This window comes from Streptomyces djakartensis, assembly GCF_014651075.1.
Taxonomy (GTDB): domain Bacteria; phylum Actinomycetota; class Actinomycetes; order Streptomycetales; family Streptomycetaceae; genus Streptomyces; species Streptomyces djakartensis.
On sequence record NZ_BMWE01000005.1, the window covers coordinates 55,356 to 72,805 of the forward strand.

Below are 17,450 nucleotides of genomic sequence, written 5' to 3' on the forward strand. Positions count from 1 at the left end.
AACGTCCCTATACCGGAAGGAAGTTGATCGGGTGGCTGTCGGTCGCCCAGAGGTACTGCACGGCGTACGCCCGCCACGGGCGCCAGGCCCCCGCGCGGGCGGTGAGTGCGGAGGGGGTGGAGGGCAGGCCGAGCTCCCGGGCGGCGCGGCGGACGCCCAGGTCGGTGGGGAGGAAGGCGTCCGGGTCGCCGAGGGCGCGCATGGCGATGACGTCCACCGTCCAGGGGCCGAAGCCGGGCAGGGCGAGAAGCTGGGCGCGGGTCCGCGGCCAGTCGCTCTCCACTCCCAGGTGAAGGTCGCCGTCGGCGAGGTGACGGACCAGGGTGGTGAAGGTCGCGCGGCGGGTGCGGGGCATCGCCAGCGTCTCCCCATCGAGCGCCGCGAGGGCCTCGGGGGCCGGGAAGAGGTGGGTGAGGCCGCCCTCGGGGTCGTCGACCGGTTCGCCGTGCGCGGTGACCAGGCGGGCCGCGTGGGTGCGGGCGGCGGCGGTGGAGACCTGCTGGCCCAGTACGGCCCGGACGGCGAACTCCGCCTCGTCCACGGTGCGCGGGACGCGCCGGCCGGGCGCCTTGTCGACCAGCGGCGCCAGGACCGGGTCCGAGCGCAGCTCCTCGTCGATCGCGACCGGGTCGGCGTCCAGGTCGAGCAGGCGGCGGCAGCGGCTGATGGCGACGGTCAGATCCCGCAGGTCGCTGAGGGTGAGGCGGCAGGCGATGTGGTCGGGGCCGGGAGTCAGCGACACGATGCCGTTGCCGTACGGCAGCCGCAGCGTGCGCCGGTAGGAGCCGCCCCGCCACTCCTCCACCCCGGGCACGGCCGTCGCGGTGAGGTGGCCGAAGAGGTTGTCGGGGTTGAGCGGGGCGCGGAACGGCAGCCTCAGGGACAGGGCGCCGGGCGTGCTCGCGCCCTGCCGCCGGGGCGCCCGGGCACGCAGTTCGCTCGGGGCGAGGGCGTAGACCTCGCGGACCGTGTCGTTGAAGGTGCGGATCGAGGCGAAGCCGGCGGCGAAGGCGATCTCCGCCATCGGCAGGGGGGTCGTCTCGATCAGCAGCCGGGCCGTCTGGGCCCGCTGGGCCCGGGCGAGCGCGAGCGGGCCGGCGCCCACTTCGGCCAGGAGCTGACGCTCGACCTGCCGGGTGCTGTAGCCGAGGCGGGCGGCGAGGCCGGGCACACCCTCGCGGTCCACGACGCCGTCGGCGATCAGCCGCATGGCCCGGGCCACGAGGTCGGCGCGCCGGTTCCACTCCGGGGAGCCGGGGCTGGTGTCGGGCCGGCAGCGTTTGCAGGCCCGGAAACCGGCCTGCTGGCAGGCCGCCGCGCTCGGGTGGAAGACCATGTTCTCCGGCTTCGGCGGCACGACCGGGCAACTGGGCCGGCAGTAGATGCCGGTTGTCAGGACGGCCGTGAAGAACCAGCCGTCGAACCGCGCGTCCTTGGACCGGACGGCGCGCACGCAGCGCTCGGTGTCGGTGTGCATCCCCATCTGCATGGCTCCAGCATCGGGCACCGATCGCGGCCGGGTCTGGCGAGAATCCGACCTCGACCTTCCGCGCGCAGGCGCCTCACGGGCACAGATGAAGATTCATTCATGTGTTGGCGTGGGGCCGGTACGATGGCGTCATGGGTCATGGAGCCGTCATCCCCGCGCAGGACGCCACCGAGCGCGTACGCCTGGACGCGGACAACGTCGCGAAGGTCGCCACCACGCTCCAGGCCCTGTCCACGCCGTCCCGGCTGCTGATCCTCGCGCGCCTCAGGGAAGGCCCGCTGCCGGCCACGGAGTTGGCCGCCGAGGTGGGCATGGAGCAGTCCGCCTGCTCGCACCAGCTGCGGTTGCTGCGCAATCTCGGCCTGGTGGTGGGCGAGCGACGGGGCCGTTCGGTGGTGTACGCGCTGCACGACCACCATGTCGCCGAGCTGCTCGACCAGGCCGTGTACCACGTGGAGCATCTGCGCCTGGGCCTCAGCGACGCCACCGACTGAGGCGGCGCCGCTGAGGCGTGGTCGGCCCTATTCGGTCGCGGTGGGCCGGCGCGAGGCCCCCATCGCCTCGCTCACGCGTGTGAGCGGACGCAGCCGGTAGGTGTACGCGTAGTCCCGGCCCGCGAGGAGCTTGAACTCGTCGTGGGTGTGGGCGCCCCAGCTGTTGTCGCCGCCCACACCCATCTGGCGGTGGTTGACCCGGAGGACGACGGCATCCCGGGGGGTGAGCTGGTAGTCGTGGCGGGCGCCGGCCGACAGGTCCTCGGGAGTGAAGTGCGAGGCGTTCACCTCCAGCAGCGGCTCACCGGCGACGAGCAGTCCGCGCCCGCCCCGGTCGGTCAGCGCGGCCCAGCGGACGTCGGTCTTGTTGCCGTTCTCCTGGGGGCGCAGGTAGGAGGTCCACTGCCCGGAGACGGTGCCGGAGTACAGGCCCACGTCGGTGGCGTTGTTGCGGTCCCACATGTTCTCCTCGGGGCCCCGGCCGTAGTAGTGCAGCCGGTCCAGACGGCGGGGCAGGAACAGCAGGTTGCCGACCTCGGGGATGTACGGCAGGTTCGACGCGCCCGGGTGCAGGGTGTTGTCGACCTTGATCTCGCCGTTGCCGAAGACCGTGTACGTCGTGCTGTAGGTGGACTGCGGGGTGGTCGGAAGAGTGCCGGTGACCGTGATCTCGACGGCCCGGTCGTCCAGGGGCCGTACCCGTACGTCCGCCACCTCGCGCCTGGCTCCGGCGTCCCGCCACACCTGGTTGCGGGTGTGGTGTCCGTTGCCCCGGTCGTTGTCGGTGGGTGCCCGCCAGAAGTTCGGGACGGGGCCGGAGGTGATCAGGCGGCTACCGGCCGCCTCGTACGACGTGATGGTGCCGGTGCTCTTGTCGACGGTGACCGAGAAGCCCCTGCCCGTGACCGTGACGTCGCCGTCCCGGTCGGTGTGGCGCACGGCGGGCACGCTGCGCAGCGGCACCGGTTTCACGGTGGGCCCGCCCGTGTCCAGGGCGAGTTGCTGCTTGGCCACCTCGAAGCCCGCCTTCGCCCACCGGGTGGGCTCCTTGGTGGTGAAGGAGAGCTGCAGGAAGTACTCGGTGCCCGGCTCGGGCATCGCCGGAAGCCGCACCGGCACCTTGACTTCCTTGCTGCTCAGCGGCGCGACATTCAGCTGGTCACGGCTCAGCCGGCCGCGCTGGACGACCTTGCCGTCGGCGACCAGGGCCCAGTGCCCGTCGAATTCACGGAGGTTGGTGAAGAGGTACTCGTTGGTGAGCTTGACCGCGCCGGGACCGCCCGGGGCCCGGGTGGCGTTGATGGCCTGGTAGATCTGCTTGACTTCGGCGGACTTGCCCGTGAGGCCGCGGTCGGCGGTGATGATGCCGTCGCCGGCGAAGGGTCCGTCGTTGGGGTTGTCGCCCCAGTCACCGCCGTAGGCGTAGAACGTCTTGTCGCGCGGGCGCTTTTCGGTGAGGCCGGCCGTGGCCGCGTCGAACCAGAACCGCACGCCCTCGTCGTCCGGGCCGCGGGTGTCCGAGGCCAGTTCCGCGGCGCTGAGCGCGCGGGCGTAGACGCGGGCCCGGCGGATGGTGCCGCTGAACTCGCGGGTCGGGTTGTCGACGTCGGTGGCCAGCGACAGGGACGCCGTGTTGTCGCCGGGGCGCCGGGTGGTGGTCCGGGTGCCGCGCACCTGGCCGTCGACGTACAGGGTGAGGGTGCCGGCGTCCGCGTCGAAGACACCGGCGACGTGGTGCTCCTCGCCGGTCCAGCCGTCGGGCAGTGGCCAGCTCGCGGTGACCCACTGGCCTGCGCCGTGGATGAAGAACTCCAGTGTCCGGTCCGACTGCTTGAGGGCGTACTGGGTGTCGCCCTTGGCGATGATCGGCTGGTGGTAGCCGGTCACGTGCGGGGTGACCCAGGCCTCCAGGGTGAGGGAGCCGGTGATGTCGAGGCCGCGGTCGCGCGGGAAGACGGTGCCGCCAAAGACGCCCTTGGCGCGGTCGAAGGTGCCGGCGGGAGCGATGATCTCACCGCGGAGCGCGCCCGGGCCGGACTCCGTCAGCAGTTTCCGCGTCGGGGTGGGCCAGCGCAGGGCCTGGTCGACGAAGTCCCAGATCCAGCCGCCCTGGAGCACGTCGTAGCGGCGGACGATGTCCCAGTACTTCTTGAAGTTGCCGTTGGAGTTCCCCATGCCGTGGGAGTACTCGATCATCACGTACGGGCGGGTGTCCGCGGTGTCCTTGGCGCGCTGCTCGACCCGCTGCGGGCTGTCGTACATCTCGGAGCGGATGTCGCTGATGCCCGGGCGGTCGTCGCCCTCGTACTGGATGACGCGGGTGGGGTCGTAGGAGCGGATCCAGTCGTGCATGGCGTTGAAGGTGGTGCCGCCGCCCGCCTCGTTGCCGAGCGACCAGATGACCACCGAGGCGTGGTTCTTGTCGCGGTGGACCATGTTCCGGGCGCGCGCCACGCACGCCTCGGTCCACTCGGGGTGGCCGCTGCCCGGGTACTCGTCACGGATGCCGTGGGTCTCCAGGTTGGTCTCGCCCACGAGGTACAGGCCGTACTCGTCGGCGAGTTCCAGCCACAGCGGGTTGTTGGGGTAGTGCGAGGTGCGGACGCTGTTGATGTTGAGGCGCTTGATGATCTCGATGTCCTCGATCATCTGCGCGCGGGTGAGGGCCGAGCCGGTGACCGGGTGCATCTCGTGGCGGTTGGTGCCGCGGAAGGAGACCGGCTTGCCGTTGATGCGCATCAGGCCGTCCTTGAGCGCGAACTCGCGGAAGCCGACCCGGTGCGAGAGGGTCTCGATCACCTTTCCGGCCTCGTCGCGCAGGCGCAGTACGGCGGTGTACAGGTTCGGGTGCTCGGCCGACCAGAGTTTCGGCGACGGGACGGCCCTCGAGGCCGTCGCGGAGGCCTCGTCACCGTCCGGCACGTCGACGGGCAGGTTCAGGGGCCGGGACCAGACGGCGTGGCCGCGCGCGTCGTACAGCTGGGTCTCGACGGTGTGGCGGCCCGCGCCCTCGCCGCCGTAGTCGCGGACGTGCGCCGTGACCTGGAGTTCGGCGGTGGTGTAGTCGTCGCCGAGCGGGGTGTCCAGTTTGAAGTCGCGCAGGTGCACGTTGGGCGTGGAGTACAGGTGGACCGAGCGGAAGATGCCGCTCAGCCGGATCATGTCCTGGTCCTCCATCCACTCGGCGTCGGAGTAGCGGTAGACCTCGACGGCGATCTGGTTGGTGCCCGGCTTGAGGTGGCGGGTGATGTCGTACTCGGCGGAGGTGTAGGAGTCCTCGTGGTAGCCCGCGAGTTCGCCGTTGATCCACACGTAGTGGGCGGACTTGACGCCCTCGAAGTGCAGGAAGGTGCGCCGGCCCTCCCAGTCGCGGGGCACGGTGAACGTGCGGCGGTACTGGCCGACGGGGTTGTGGCGGGTGGGGGCGGCCGGTGGCTGCGCGTTCTCGCCGCCGCCGTTGGGGCCCCACCAGGGGTAGGTGATGTTGACGTAGATCGGGAAGTCGTAGCCGTGCAGCTGCCAGGCGGAGGGCACGGGGATGGTGTCCCATCCCGAGTCGTCCACGTCCGTGCGGTGGAAGTCGGCGTCCCGGTCGTCGGGGCGGTCGGCGTAGGCGAACTTCCATGTGCCGTCCAGGCTCAGCCGGTACGGCGAGCGCTCGCGGTCACCGGCCAGGGCCTGCCCCAGGTCCCCGTACGGCATGAGCGTGGTGTGCGGCGGTTCGGTGCCCACCCGGTACACGGACAGGCCGTCGTTCCACTCCGGAGGACCGTCCGCCGCCGGACGCCGGCCGGCCGCGTGCGCCACGGCGGGCGACACCGGCAGGGCGAGCGCGCCGAGCACGGCGGCTCCTCCCTCCAGCAGACGGCGACGGCTGACCACCGGACGCTCGAAGTGGGCGGGCCGGTCGGCAGGGGACGGGTGCGGGTGCGGCATGACCGTGGCCTTCCTCGGTTCGACAGGGTGCTGCACGGACTGAGGGCACGTCAGTCACGGAACTCAACTTTCCTCCCGGGATGGGAGTTTCTGTTGGGACTCGTGCAACTGACGGTGACGGAGCAACTGCTGAGCAGGCACACACTAGGACTCGAACACAATCGAAGCAACGATCGCGTCGGACTTTGTGCGGTCCTGATTGGGTGGCGCGGTATCCGCTCAGCTCGTGAGGAAGGCGAGCACCTCGCTCGCCGGCCGGGCCGGCGCGTCCAGCGGTAGGAGATGCCCGGCGTCCGGGACCGGCCGGAGCCGTGCGCCCGGGATCAGGACGGCGAGTTGCCGTCCCTTGGCGAAGGGAATCCAGGTGTCCTCGGTGCCCCGGCACACGGTGACGGGCAGGCCGATCGTGGGATACAGCGGCTGGATGTCGTCGGTGTGGCGCTGGTCGGCCTGCGCGAGCTGCCGGTCGAAGGCGGCCGGGCCCCGCTCCCCCGTCCACGGCCCAACCAGCGCGTCCGGCGCGGCGGGACGCAGCCCGGTGTGGCTCGCGGACGTGACGTACTCGCGCACCAGGGCCCCGTGCGGCGCCGCCGGCAGTCGCTCGAAGACGCGGCTGTGCTCCCCGACGCCGTGGACAGAGTCTCCCCCAGCGACCGGTCACCCAAGAGTGCTCTCCTTCACTGTCCGTACAGGCCCTCGGTCTTTTGTCCTTTCGGCGCGACAGTGCCGCGCCTGCGACCGTACTGTGACCTCAGCGAACAAACCCGCGCAACGGATCTCGGCGGTACCTCTTGCCGCGCCGGAAGGAGCGGCTGGCATGAACGGGTATGCGACCCCGGATCGCGACGGCGTCACGGCTGCGCCCGGCGGCCTGCTGGACCTGCTGAAGGTCGCGGCGGTGGTCCTGGACGCGGAGGGGCACATCGCCCTGTGGAGCCCCGAGATCGAGCGGCTGCTCGGTTACACCGCGGCCGAGGCCCTGCGGCAGCGCGCCGACACGCTCCTGATCGCCCCCGAGAACCGCCCCCGCGGCAGGGAGCTGTTCGCCCAGGTCAGAGCGGGCGACCGCTGGGCGGGGGTCTTCCCGCTGCGGCACAAGGACGGCTCGGAACGGGCCGTGGAGTTCCGCACCATGCGGCTGCTGGACTCCGAGGGGCAGCCTCACCTGCTCGGACTCGCCGCGGACGCGACGACGGTCCGGAACGTGGAGCGGGACCTCGCCCTCTCGCACAGTCTCGTCAACCAGACGCCGCTCGGTATCGCCGTCTTCGACAACGAGCTGCGCTGGGTCGGGGTCAACCCCGCCCTGGAGCGGATCAACGGCGTACCGGAGGAGGCCGTGCTGGGACGCCGGGTCGGGGAGGTGCTGCCGGACCTGGACGTGGAGGCCATCGAGGGCCGGATGCGGCACGTCCTCAAGACCGGCAGACCCCTGCTCGACCAGCAGACCCTGGGCCGTACGGTGGCGGACGAGCAGGACCGCGCCTACTCGGAGTCGTACCACCGCATCGAGGACACCGACGGCCGGGTGCTCGGTCTGGCGATGGCCGTACTGGACGTCACCGAGCGCCAGCAGGCCGCCGCCGAGGTCGCGCAGGCGCGCCAGCACCTGTCGGTGATCGCCGACGCCGGAGTGCGGATCGGCACCACGCTCGATCTGCAGCAGACCGCCCGGGAGCTGGCCGACGTGGTCGTCTCACACGTGGCGGACCTGGCAGCCGTGGACGTCCTGGAGTCCGTCGTCGCCCACGGCACCATCCCCGCGGTGTTCGACAGCGCGCCCGCCGAGTTCCGGGCGCTGGCGGTGGCGGCCGGATACCCCACCGACGCGATCCACGCCGCCGACCCGGTGGGCGAGCTGGCCACCTACGGGCCGTCTCGGATCATCACGCAGTGCGTCCGCAGTGCCCGCCCGGTCCTGGTGGAGCGCGTGGACGCCAGCATGATGCGGCGCATCGCCCGGGACGCGCGCGCCGCGCAGACGCTGCGCGAGGCCGGCGCCCACTCCTATCTGGCCCTGCCGCTGATGGCCCGGGGCAAGGTGCTGGGCACGCTCACGCTGTACCGCACGGTCGACGAGCGCCCCTTCGACGACCGGGACCAGGTGCTCGCCTCGGAACTCGCCGCGCGCGCCGCGATCTGCATCGACAACGCCCGCCTCTACGGGCGGGAACGCGGCACCGCCCTGACGCTCCAGCGCAGCCTGCTCCCGGCCACGCCCGCCGAGCGGGAGGGGCTGGAGATCGCCGCCCGCTACCGTCCGGCCCTCAGCGAGGTCGGCGGCGACTGGTACGACGTGCTGCCGCTGGGCCGGGGACGCACCGCCTTCGTCGTCGGCGACGTGATGGGCAAGGGCGTCCAGGCAGCGGCGATCATGGGGCAGCTGAGCACCGCCACGCGGGCTCTGGCCCGGCTCGATCTGCCGCCCGCCGAGCTGCTGCGGCACCTCGACGACATCGCCGGTTCGCTCGGCGACGCGATCGCCACGTGCGTGTACGCCGTGTGTGATCTGCGGGCCGGCGTCTGCGCGCTGTCCAGCGCCGGTCACCTGCCGCCGGTGCTCGCCGGGCCGGACGGCAGCGCCGAGCTGGTCGACGTACCCGGCGGTGTCCCGCTCGGGGTGGGCGGTGTGGAGTTCCGCACCGTGGAGGTGGAGCTCGCCCCGGGCTCCCTGCTCGCGCTGTACACCGACGGGCTGGTCGAGAACCGCGGGGAGCCGATCGACGCCGGCCTCACCACGCTGACCCGGCTCCTGCGGAACGCGGGGCCCAGCCTGCAGCGCACCGGCGACAGCCTGCTCAGCGCGCTGAGTCCGGAGCCCGACGACGACGTCGCGCTCCTGCTGGTCCGCACCCGCGTCTGAACACGCGGTTCAGGGGTTGCCCGGCGGCTGTTCGAAGGGCTGCCAGGCGTCGTCCTTGCGCACGGTGCACAGGGCCCAGATGACGAGGCCCGAGATGGCGATCATGACGACGGACCAGACCGGGTAGTACGGGAGGGAGAGGAAGTTGGCGATGATGACGAGTCCGGCGATGATGACGCCGGCCACGCGCGCCCATGTCGACGCCTGGAACAGCCCGATGCTGACGGCCACGGCGACCGCGCCCAGGATCAGGTGGACCCAGCCCCAGCCCGTGAGGTCGAACTCGAAGACGTAGTCGGACGTCGAGAGGAACACGTCGTCCTCGGCGATCGCCGCGATACCGCGCATGATGCCGAGTATTCCGGCGATCATGAGCATGACGGCTCCGAGGGCCATCACACCGACGGCCCATTCGCGCTTCGCCGTACGTCCGTGTGTGGGATGAGTGGCGGCCATGCTGCTGCCTCGTTTCCGCTGTGTCCGGTGCCTTCGGCGACCGGAGCTGGAGGTTGGCGTGGGCCAGGGCTTCCCCCGGCCGCTCCCAGCGTGCTCACGCCTCGGTCCCGGCCGCCTCACCCGGGGCGGGTGACCGTCCGGCGGCGACGTCCTCCCGGGCGCGTCGAGACCGGCTCTCCCCGGTCGGGGGCCCACGCCCGCCCGATGACCGGATCACCCGCCGTGGGTGATCCGCGTCCGGCGCCACCGCGATGAAGTGGAAGGCCCAGTCCACGGGACCGAGAGACACGAAATGGACCATCCAGGGGTTTCCCGGACCGGGCCCACCCGGCCTCGGCGAGCGCGGGAGCAGCAGGAGCGGCGTTCCGGGCGGCGCGCGCAGTTCGCCGCCCTCGTCCGTGCCGCGCTCATCGCGCTCGGGCTCGTCATCGTCTACTACGAGCTGCCACTGGACGGGCACAGCACGGCCCGCACCTCGACGCTGCTGGCCTGCGGCCTGCTGCTCGTCCTCGTGATCTTCTGGCGGGAGGTACGGGCCATCGTGTCCTCGCCCTATCCCCGGCTGAAGGCGGTCGAGGCCCTGGCCACGACACTGGCACTGTTCCTGTTGCTCTTCGCGGGCACCTACTTCACGGTGGAGCACACCACCCCGGGCTCGTTCAGCGAGCCGATGACCAAGACGGACTCCCTGTACTTCACGCTCACCACGTTCAGCACCGTCGGATACGGCGACATCGTCGCCCGCTCCCAGACGGGACGCGTGCTGACGATGCTGCAGATGCTGGGCGGCCTGCTGCTGGTGGGTCTGGCCGCACGGATCCTCGCCCAGGCGGTGAGGGCGGGAGTGCGCAGGCAGGGGCGCGAGCCGCCCGAGGACCTCCCCTGACGGCCGGAGGGCTGAACCATGACCGTAGCAAGCCCCTTCACCGCCTTCCTGTCGCCGGCCGAGCGGGCGGCCGAGGGCCGGAGCGTGCGGCGCCGGGTCCCGCGTTCTTCCCACGGCGTCTTCGAGGCGGGCCCCGGGCGTTTCGACCCGGTCGAGGTGGTGGAGCGCCAGTCGGCCGATCGGGTACCGGAGCTGGTGCCGATCCGCTACGCCCGGATGCTGGAGTCCCCGTTCCGCTTCTACCGGGGCGCGGCGGCGATCATGGCCGCGGATCTCGGGGCCGCCCCGGACACCGGGCTGCGGGTGCAGCTGTGCGGGGACGCCCATCTGCTGAACTTCCGGCTGCTGGCCTCTCCGGAGCGCCATCTGGTGTTCGACATCAACGACTTCGACGAGACCCTGGCCGGGCCGTTCGAGTGGGACGTCAAGCGGCTGGCGGCCAGCTTCGCCATCGCCGGCCGGGCCAACGATTTCGGCACCGCGGAGCAGGACAGTGCGGTGCAGGCGTGTGTACGGGCCTACCGGCAGCGGATGCGGGAGTTCGCCGGCATGCGCACGCTGGACGTCTGGTACGCGCAGGACGACGTCGACCAGCTCCGGGAACTGATGGCCGCGTCGATGACCAAGGAGGCGAGGCGCCGTTCCGACGAGGCGACGGCGAAGGCCCGCACCCGCACCCACATGCAGGCCTTCGCGAAACTCACCCGGAGGACGCCCGAAGGGCGGCGGATCGCGCCCGACCCGCCGCTGATCACCCCGCTCAGGGACCTGGAGACCGACTCCTCGCCGCACGATCGGGAGAGGGAACTGCACGCCGTCCTGGAGGGCTACGCCCGCAGTCTGTCGTCCGAGCACCGGTACCTGCTGCGCCGCTACCGTCCGGTGGACACCGCCCGCAAGGTGGTGGGGGTCGGCAGCGTCGGCACCCGCTGCTGGATCGTGCTCCTGCTCGGCCGGGACGACGACGATCCCCTGCTGCTGCAGGCCAAGGAGGCGGGGGCGTCGGTGCTCGCCGCCCACACCGGTGGCGACCACTACGACAACCAGGGCCGCCGCGTGGTCGCGGGACAGCGGCTGATCCAGACCACCAGCGACATCCTCCTGGGCTGGACCCACGCCGTGGGCCTCGACGGACACGACCGGGACTTCTACGTACGGCAGTTGCGGGACTGGAAGGGCATCGCGCGTCCGGACACGATGGACCCGGGCCTGCTGCGCCTGTTCGCGCGGCTGTGCGGGGCGAGCCTGGCGCGGGCCCACGCCCGCTCGGGCGATCCCGTGGCGATCGCGGCCTACCTGGGCGGCAGCGACCGCTTCGAGCGCGCGCTCGCCTCGTTCGCGCAGGCCTACGCCGACCGGAACGAGCGGGATTTCGCAGCGCTGGGCGCCGCCGCCCGCTCCGGCAGGATCCCCACGGCGGCCCCGTGAGTCACCCGGCGCACGAACCCGCCCTCACTTCTCACAGAAGGCGCAGATCACGCCCTCGGCGCACGGCGTCGCCGCGTCGGCCCACCGCGAGTTTGCGGTAGATGCTCTTCAGGTGGGTCTTCACGGTGTTCGCGGAGACGTGGAGGTCGGCGGCGATCTCCTGCGTCGACATCATCTGGGACAGTCTGCGCAGCACGTCCCGCTCGCGCTCGCTCAGTTCCTCGACGGGCAGGTCCGGGGCGGGGGGCGCGGGAGCCAGCGGCGGGGTGCGCCCGGGGACGCGGTACCGGCCGCTGCCGGGGACGAGCCAGCCCTCGGCCAGTTCCCGTGGCCGGCCGGTGCTCAGCAGCGGGCGGATCCAGGGTCCGGCCTCCCGGAACGGCCGGCGCAGCCGATCCCGCCGGCCGTCCAGGAGCGCGCGGGCGAGGAGGCGGCGGGCGGTCTGAAGATCCCCGGTCTCCAGGGCGGCCTGGGCGCGTACCAGCGTGGCGCGGACGGTCACCGCCGGACCGGGCCGGTCGTCCTCGGGCAGTGCGTCGATGAGGCCGAGCGCCTCTTCCGGGCGCCCCGCCGCGAGCCGGGCCCGTGCCGCCGCGACCGCACAGGCCGTCCGGTGGTGTGCCGCCGGCTCCACGGCCTTCTCGGCCAGCTCGGGATCTCCCTGGGCCAGATGGGCGGCGGACGCGAGCAGGGCGCTCCGGTCCCGCGCCCAGGGTGAGTTCACGGCTGCCGGGACGGTCACCTCCGCCGCTGCCAGTGCGGCCCTGGTGTCCCCTCTGGCCAGGAGCAGGAGCCCGCGGGTGAGGCTCCGGCCCGCCTGAAGCACCGGGTCCTCGACTAGTGGCGTGGTGCCGGCCGCCGCGTCGAGGAGCGCCTGGGCCTCGTCGAGTTCGTCGCGGTCGATGTGCACGGCGGCCAGGACCAGAGGGCCGGTGCCGGCCCAGGACTGCTGGGGCAGGCTGTAGTGCTCCGCCTGGCCTGCCGCCGCCCGGGCCTTGTGTTCCGCCCGGCCGGGCCAGCCGTCGAGGTAGTCGATCAGGGCCAGGTGGCCGAGGGCCTCCCACCGGGGCAGTGCCAGCGCCGCTCCGCCCGGCTGTCCGGCGACCGCCGACAGGGCGCTCCGGGCGGCGCCGAAACGCCCTGCCCACAGGCGGGCGGAACCCAGGTGGGCGAGCAGGAGGGCGGTGATCTCCGGGTGGTCGTCGAGGAGCTGGGCGGGGACCTCCTGCCGGAGGACTCCCGCCTGCTCGGCGGCGCGTTCCGCCCTGCCCGGAGCGCCGGTCAGCCGTCCGGCCAGGGCTTCCAGCAGGGCACAGCTGAGCCGGCCGGGCGCGGGGCCGGTTCCGTCCCCGGCCAGTTGCTCCCCGGCCCGGCGCAGGTGGGCGAGGCCGTGATCGAGATCGTGCCGGGCCAGTTCGCGTGCCGCGCGGACGAGGTCCGGCGCCGGGCCCGTCGCTTCGGGGGTCATCCGTGCGAACAGGGTGGACAGGTCCCCGGCGCGCAGGCCGGTGAAGAGCTGCCCGATCGCGAGGTCGTCGACGACGGCGCGGGTGGCGAACTCCCAGTCTCCGGCCGCCGCGCCCTGGACGAGCGCTTCGTGCAGGGCTCCGGACCGGCGCAGCCACCGCGCGGCCCGGCCGCGCAGCTCCGGCTCCAGGCCGGGGAAACGCTCGCGCAGGTGGGCGCGGAGGATCTCCGCGAAGAGGGGGTGCAGGCTGTACCACGAGTGGCCCAGGTAGTGGACGAAGGCGTTCTCGCGCCGCAGCGCGGCCAGGACCGGTTCCGCGTCGGTGCGCAGCGTCAGCGCGTTCACCAGGTCGGGGCAGAAGCGTTCCAGGACGCTGATGCGCAGCAGCAGGTCCTGCGTACCGGGGGCCTGCCGGTCCAGCACCTCGGCCAGCAGGAAGTCGGCCACCGTGCTGTGGCCGACTTCGAACTGCTTCAGGTAGGCCTGGGGGTCCGGTCCCTGCCGGGCGGCCAGTGCGCACAGGCTGAGGCCCGCGGCCCACCCCTGGGTCCGCCCCACCAGGGTCCGCACGGCGCTCGCCGGCAGGTGCAGCCCGTGGCGTGACAGCAGTTCCCGGGCCTCCTCGGAGGTGAAGGCCAGCTCCGCGTCCCGGATCTCCGTCAGCTCGCCCGCCGCACGGTAGCGGTGCAGGGGCAGCAGGGGTTCGGTGCGCGTGACGACGACCAGCCGCATGCCGCCTCCGGCGTGGCGCAGCACGAACCGCAACTGCTCCGCGATCTCGGGTGAGGTCACCCGGTCGAACTCGTCGAGGACGACGACGGTGGCGTGGTCCCGGCTCTCGAGGTCGGCGGCCAGGCAGGTCAGCGTCCGCCGGTCCACCCGGCCGGCCTCCGCCGGGCAGCCGACGTCGCCCGCCACGGGCACGCCGGCGGCGCGCAGCGCCTCCAGCAGATACGCCCAGAAGACCCCGGGGGCCTGGTCGGCGGTGTCGGTGGTGAGCCAGGCCACGGGTTCGCGCAGGCCGGCCGCCCAGTCGGCGACCAGGAGGGTCTTGCCCGCGCCCGCGGACCCGTTGACCATCGTCAGGGGCGTCACGAGAGCCTGGTCGAGGTGCCGGACCAGGCGGGACCGGCGCAGGAACGTGGCGGGCCGCTCCGGCAGGACGAAACGGGTGCGCAACAGCGGATCACCCGTGGGGTCGACACCCGCGGGCGCGGGCTCCGTACCGGTCGCGTCGGTCGCGGCCATAGGGGTCACCACCGCCTGCCGTCCGTCGGGGCACGAGCAGTACTCGTTTCGCTCAGGATCTCAGCGTTCCCTCCCCCGTGCACGCGCACGGGGGAGGGAACGCAACCACCCGCTGCGGGCGATGCGGCGGCCCGGGGTCCCGGGGTCAGGTGGAGGTACGCGCCCGCCGCCCCGGCGCGCGGGCCGCGGATCGGAAAGGCACCACCGAGGGAGCCGCACGGCACGGCCGGGGCGGCCCGGAACGGGGGCACCGAGCATGTGTCGCTGGCTCGCCTACTCGGGCACTCCCGTGCTGCTCGACGACGTGCTGTACCGCCCGGAGCATTCGCTGATCGACCAGAGCCTGCACGCGCGGATGGGCGTCGAGACCACCAACGGAGACGGGTTCGGCGTCGGCTGGTACGCGTCGCATCTGCGCACCCCCGCGGTGTTCCGCGACACCGGGCCGGCCTGGAGCAACCGCAACCTCCGGGAGATCGCCGACCATGTGCGCTCGTCGCTGTTCTTCGCCCACGTGCGCGCTTCCACCGGGAGCGCGGTGCAGCAGACCAACTGTCACCCCTTCCGGCACCGGCAATGGATGTGGATGCACAACGGTGCGATCGACGGGTTCCACGAGCTGCGCCGGGACCTCATGCTCGCCGTCGACCCGGCGCTGTTCCCGTCGCTCGAGGGCACGACCGACTCCGAGGTGATGTTCCATGTGGCCCTCACCTTCGGGCTCGACGGTGATCCGCCGGGCGCGGTGGCGCGGATGGCGGGACTCGTCGAGCGGCTGGGGCGTGAACACGGGGTGGCGGAACCGCTCCAGATGACCGTCGCCGTGACCGACGGCGAGCGGCTGTGGTTCTTCCGGTATTCCAGCGGCGGTGCCTCGCGGTCGCTGTACTACAGCAGCCGCGTGGAGGACGTGCGCGCCCTCCACCCCGATCTCGCGTTCCTGAGGGAGATCTCCGAGGAGACCCGCCTGGTCGTGTCGGAGCCGCTGGGCGACCTCCCCGGCGCCTGGAACGCCGTACCGGAGAGCACGTACGGCCTCGTCCAGCCCGGCCGGGACCTGCTGCGGCACTTCGAGCCCGAGCCCGTCTGAAACCCGCCCGCGTCCGGCCGCGACGAGGTTCGCGTCAGCTCAGTCGCGCGGCGAACGCCGCGTGGGCACGCTCGTCGAAGAGCACGAACCGGACCTCCTCGACATCGGTCCTCGCCGCCCGCACCGCGTCGACCGCGATCCGCGCGGCGTCCTCCAGCGGGTAGCGGTACACACCGGTGGAGATCGCCGGGAAGGCGACGGTACGGGCGCCGAGCTCGTCGGCGATCCGCAGCGACTCGCGGTAGCAGGAGGCGAGGAGGCCTGAGCGGTCCTCGCTCGCACTGAAGACGGGGCCGACGGTGTGGATCACCCAGCGGGCGTCCAGGTCGCCGGCGGTGGTGGCGACGGCCCTGCCCGTGGCCAGGCCTTTGCCGTAGTGCCCGGCGCGGAGCTTTCGGCACTCCTCGAGGATGGCCGGGCCGCCGCGCCGGTGGATCGCGCCGTCGACTCCTCCCCCGCCCAGCAGGGAGGAGTTGGCCGCGTTGACGATGGCGTCGACGCGCTGCCGGGTGATGTCGCCCTGGACCAGTTCGATGGTGGTCACGCCTGCCTCAGCCGCTTCCAGACGGCCTTCGCCGCGTTGTGCCCCGACATTCCGTGCACACCGGGACCCGGCGGGGTCGCCGACGAACAGATGAAGACGGCCGGGTGGGGGGTCGTGTACGGGGACAGGGTGAGCTTCGGGCGCAGCAGGAGCTGGAGGCCGGATACCGCGCCGGAGGCGATGTCCCCGCCGACGTAGTTGGCGTTCCGGGCGAACAGTTCGGCCGGTCCCGCGGTGGCGCGGGCCAGGACACGGTCGCGGAACCCGGGAGCGAAACGCTCCAGTTGGCGCTCTATCGCGTCCGTGAGGTCACCGGTCCAGCCGTGCGGGACATGCCCGTAGGCCCAGAAGACGTGCTTGCCCGCCGGTGCCCGGGTGGGGTCGACGATGCTCGGCTGGACCGTGATCAGGAACGGTTTCCCGGGGGCCCGGCCCTCCCGGGCCGCCGCGCGCAGGGCCGCCCCGATCTCCGCGCGGTCGGCGCCGATCTGGACCGTGCCGGCGGAGCGGGCCTCCTTCGCGGTCCAGGGCACGGGGCCGTCCAGCGCGTAGTCGATCTTGAAGACGCCCGGTCCGTAGCGGTAGCCGGCGTAGTGGTCGCCGAAACCGGCGATGCGGGCCAGGGCCGTGGGCGAGGTGTCGAAGACATACGCCCTGGCCGGCGGCAGGTCGTCGAGGCGCTTGACCTCGTAGTCGGTGTGGACGCTGCCGCCGAGGTCCAGCAGCCGGGCGGTGAGGGCGTCGGAGATGGCCTGGGAGCCGCCGCGGGCGACGGGCCAGCCCCGGGCGTGCGCCGCGAGGGCGAAGACCAGGCCGATGGCTCCGGTGGCGAAGCCTCCGAGTGGTGCCATGACATGGGCGACGAGCCCGGCGAACAGGGCCCTGGCCGGCTCGTCGCGGAAGCGGCGCATCAGCAGGGTCGACGGGGGCAGGCCGACCAGGCCGAAGCGGGCGAGGGTGACCGGATCACGGGGCAGCGCGGTGAGCGGCAGGGACATGAAGTCGCGTGCGAGGACGTCCCACTTGGGCAGGAAGGGCTCGACGAGCCTGCGGTACGCCCCGGCGTCGCGCGGCCCGAAGGAGGCGGCCGTCTCGCCGACCGAACGGGCCAGCACGGCCGCCGTGCCGTCCGGGAAGGGGTGCGCCATGGGGAACTCGGCGTGCAGCCACTCCAGGCCGTGGCGCTCGAGCTGCAGGGCGCGGAACGCGGGTGAGTTGATGGCCAGCGGGTGGGCCGCTGAACACGGGTCGTGCCGGAACCCGGGCAGGGTGAGCTCCTCGGTACGGGCTCCGCCGCCCACCGTGGCCTGGGCCTCGAAGACGGCGACGGAGAAGCCCCGGCGGGCCAGTTCCACGGCGGCGGTCAGTCCGTTCGGTCCCGCACCCACCACGACGGCATCGAGCATCGACGGCACCTGGACCCCTTCGTCAGCCGACGGCCACTGAGATCAGGATATGCCGCGGGACGGACAGTCACCGGCCGCGGGTGAAATCCGGCGGGAAGGGCTCCCGGAATGCGATGTGCGCTACGGAACGTATACGGTGCGT

At 72.6% G+C, this 17,450-nt stretch carries 12 protein-coding genes; 5 read left to right on the top strand and 7 right to left on the bottom strand.

The genetic code is table 11. The features are described 5' to 3' along the window. Positions 1–7: 7 nt before the first annotated feature. Positions 8–1,477 (bottom strand): AlkA N-terminal domain-containing protein, encoded by a 1,470-nt coding sequence (locus IE212_RS10140; RefSeq protein WP_190197689.1) that lies wholly within the window; start codon positions 1,475–1,477, stop codon positions 8–10. Positions 1,478–1,620: 143 nt separating this feature from the next. On the opposite strand from IE212_RS10140, the gene IE212_RS10145 reads away from it, so the two are divergent. Further along, positions 1,621–1,983, top strand: a complete 363-nt coding sequence (locus tag IE212_RS10145) for an ArsR/SmtB family transcription factor (protein ID WP_190197419.1) — start codon at positions 1,621–1,623, stop codon at positions 1,981–1,983. A 27-nt stretch (positions 1,984–2,010) separates the two neighbouring features. Here IE212_RS10145 and IE212_RS10150 read toward each other — a convergent pair whose 3' ends face one another. Together IE212_RS10150 and IE212_RS10155 are read right to left on the bottom strand one after the other, a co-directional pair. Next, the gene (locus tag IE212_RS10150; protein WP_190197690.1) at positions 2,011–5,919 is read right to left on the bottom strand and encodes a glycoside hydrolase family 2 TIM barrel-domain containing protein; all 3,909 of its coding nucleotides are present in this window, start codon (positions 5,917–5,919) and stop codon (positions 2,011–2,013) included. Positions 5,920–6,138: 219 nt separating this feature from the next. Beyond that, on the bottom strand, positions 6,139–6,489 hold the full coding sequence (locus IE212_RS10155) for an alpha/beta fold hydrolase (RefSeq protein WP_190197420.1): 351 nt from the start codon (positions 6,487–6,489) through the stop codon (positions 6,139–6,141). Positions 6,490–6,736: 247 nt separating this feature from the next. Between IE212_RS10155 and IE212_RS10160 the strand changes: the two genes are divergently transcribed. Further along, positions 6,737–8,782, top strand: a complete 2,046-nt coding sequence (locus tag IE212_RS10160; RefSeq protein ID WP_190197421.1) for a SpoIIE family protein phosphatase — start codon at positions 6,737–6,739, stop codon at positions 8,780–8,782. Between the two features lie 9 nt (positions 8,783–8,791). Here IE212_RS10160 and IE212_RS10165 read toward each other — a convergent pair whose 3' ends face one another. Beyond that, complete coding sequence (locus tag IE212_RS10165) at positions 8,792–9,238, bottom strand: DUF7144 family membrane protein (RefSeq protein ID WP_190197422.1); 447 nt, start codon at positions 9,236–9,238, stop codon at positions 8,792–8,794. 292 nt (positions 9,239–9,530) lie between these two features. On the opposite strand from IE212_RS10165, the gene IE212_RS10170 reads away from it, so the two are divergent. Continuing rightward, positions 9,531–10,124: a potassium channel family protein gene (locus IE212_RS10170; protein ID WP_190197423.1), complete on the top strand. Its 594-nt coding sequence runs from the start codon at positions 9,531–9,533 to the stop codon at positions 10,122–10,124. Positions 10,125–10,142: 18 nt separating this feature from the next. Beyond that, on the top strand, positions 10,143–11,552 hold the full coding sequence (locus IE212_RS10175; RefSeq protein WP_190197424.1) for a DUF2252 domain-containing protein: 1,410 nt from the start codon (positions 10,143–10,145) through the stop codon (positions 11,550–11,552). Positions 11,553–11,583: 31 nt separating this feature from the next. Here IE212_RS10175 and IE212_RS10180 read toward each other — a convergent pair whose 3' ends face one another. Then, positions 11,584–14,268, bottom strand: a complete 2,685-nt coding sequence (locus IE212_RS10180; RefSeq protein WP_190197425.1) for a winged helix-turn-helix domain-containing protein — start codon at positions 14,266–14,268, stop codon at positions 11,584–11,586. Between the two features lie 256 nt (positions 14,269–14,524). Here IE212_RS10180 and IE212_RS10185 point away from each other — a divergent pair, with 256 nt between their 5' ends. Continuing rightward, complete coding sequence (locus IE212_RS10185) at positions 14,525–15,358, top strand: class II glutamine amidotransferase (RefSeq protein WP_190197426.1); 834 nt, start codon at positions 14,525–14,527, stop codon at positions 15,356–15,358. A 34-nt stretch (positions 15,359–15,392) separates the two neighbouring features. Here the strand turns inward: IE212_RS10185 and IE212_RS10190 are convergent, their stop codons facing one another. Then, positions 15,393–15,902: an O-acetyl-ADP-ribose deacetylase gene (locus IE212_RS10190; protein WP_190197427.1), complete on the bottom strand. Its 510-nt coding sequence runs from the start codon at positions 15,900–15,902 to the stop codon at positions 15,393–15,395. Further along, positions 15,899–17,308: a phytoene desaturase family protein gene (locus tag IE212_RS10195; protein ID WP_190197428.1), complete on the bottom strand. Its 1,410-nt coding sequence runs from the start codon at positions 17,306–17,308 to the stop codon at positions 15,899–15,901. The genes IE212_RS10190 and IE212_RS10195 overlap by 4 nt, the downstream gene beginning before the upstream one ends. Between the last annotated feature and the right edge of the window lie 142 nt (positions 17,309–17,450).